Here is a 1,779-nt window from a genome sequence, read left to right as displayed (position 1 = left end):
CATAGACACTCCTTAAAGATAGGTCTAAGCCTATCGCTTAACTAATGAGTGTCCGTTTTAATTGGGGGCTATTACACTGTTCTCGTACAATAACAAATTCATCACCAGTAAGCCGAGAAACTAGGTTGTCTGAAAATTGCGCCGATAATCTTGCTGCTAATTGGACCAGCAGTTGATCACCTGCTTGATGCCCCAATGCATCATTAATCACCTTAAAATTGTCCAAGTCTAAACAAAACATAGCGCTGTAGCTGGTAGTATCAGTATTAGACGCAAAGAGGTCTTGGAGTTGCTTCATCAAACTGTGACGATTTATCAGATTGGTCAGCGAGTCGTGGGAATATAGATGTGTAAGGGTTTGTTGATTATTAACGTCTTCAGAAACATCCTTGTGAGTTCCAATCATTCTGGAGGGCTGCCCATTTTCATCCCACTCAATAATCATCCCACGATCAAGGATCCATACATAATGGCCATCCTTATGACGCAAACGATGTAACGACTCAAACTCGGTAACCTTACCGTCCAAAAAAGCCTGTAACGTCAATAACACTGCATTCTGATCTTCGGGATGTAACCGCTCTTTCCATGACAAAAAGCTATCTTCCAGTTCTTCTGGCATAAAGCCTAACATCTCCTTCCAACGGTCGGACAAAAACACTTTTCGACTAGATATATGCCAGTCCCAAATGCCATTGCGAGTGCTATCGATAGCAAATAGCCAACGCTGTTCGTTATCTTTTAGTTTATTAATGAGATCCCGATATCGCTGTTGATTCTTATATAACAACTGTTGCAATTCAACTAACTCATCAGCGACTAAAAAAGACGAAGACAATACCCCCATATCATCAATGGCATTGATTAATTGCCGGATTGGACGTTGAAATGACCAGTAAATAAACAAAAAAATTGCCAACAAAAACAGTGTTATCAACCCCCACACAAAAAAGAAGTGAGCGCGAAAGGATTGTTCGGCGGCCGAAAATTTAGGGTATAAGTCATACTCCATAAACACTAACTGTGGTTGCTTGCCAATATCTGCATGCTCAAGCGTTAGTGGATAATAAATAGATAACACCGCGGCTTCGAAATCCACTTTTGTAGTGGGGATGCCAGCCTTAACCACATCGTCATGTAGGATAGGAGAAAATGCTTCAACGGTTTCTCCTGCATTATTTCCACGCCAAATAGTGTGATTGGCAAACAGAACCTTGCCTGATGCGTTTACTAAAATAAATGTTTTTAAATCCAGATCGTTACTGAGGAAAACGATCTCGTCATCTATGCGAGAGGGATCTTGAAGTTCATTCGCTTTGCTAGCGATCAGATTCATTCTGCCAAGTTCTTCATTCCAGTGTGAAAGAACATCTTGAACGGTACTGGCTAACAACAAATGATGTTCATATAAATAAGTACCCGCTAGCAAGCAGGTATAAATAAAGAGAATAACTGCAGGAATGAAATAAAATCGAAAAGGTCGTAATAGCTTCACAAAAGGGACTCCACGAACAACTGGGTAGACCTTTAGAGGGCGTTCAATTTACCTACAAATTTAAGGTAAAGCCAATTGGTTTTAGCGTTTCATGACATAATTTATTACAAATATGATCTGCTTCAGCAATATCAAATATAAAATTGATAGTGCCGTTTCTAATCAGAAAAACAAAAGGCCTCAGTGAATACTGAGGCCTTTTGTTTATAAATAGGCGCTTGGCGATGACCTACTCTCACATGGGGAGACCCCACACTACCATCGGCGCGATTGTGTTTCACTTC

Annotated in this window: 1 protein-coding gene; it reads right to left on the bottom strand. The window is 40.4% G+C overall.

Annotated features, from left to right (window positions below):
- Positions 1-37: 37 nt before the first annotated feature.
- Positions 38-1,495 carry a sensor domain-containing diguanylate cyclase gene (locus PY479_RS17490; RefSeq protein ID WP_275484535.1) on the bottom strand — a complete coding sequence of 486 codons (1,458 nt, stop codon included), beginning with the start codon at positions 1,493-1,495 and terminating at the stop codon, positions 38-40.
- Positions 1,496-1,779 lie beyond the last annotated feature (284 nt).

The sequence above is a fragment of the Shewanella sp. A32 genome (genome assembly GCF_029167175.1).
GTDB classification, from domain to species: Bacteria; Pseudomonadota; Gammaproteobacteria; order Enterobacterales; family Shewanellaceae; genus Shewanella; species Shewanella yunxiaonensis.
The sequence above is the reverse complement of the archived record's forward strand: the minus strand, read 5'-3'. Positions and strand labels throughout refer to the sequence as shown.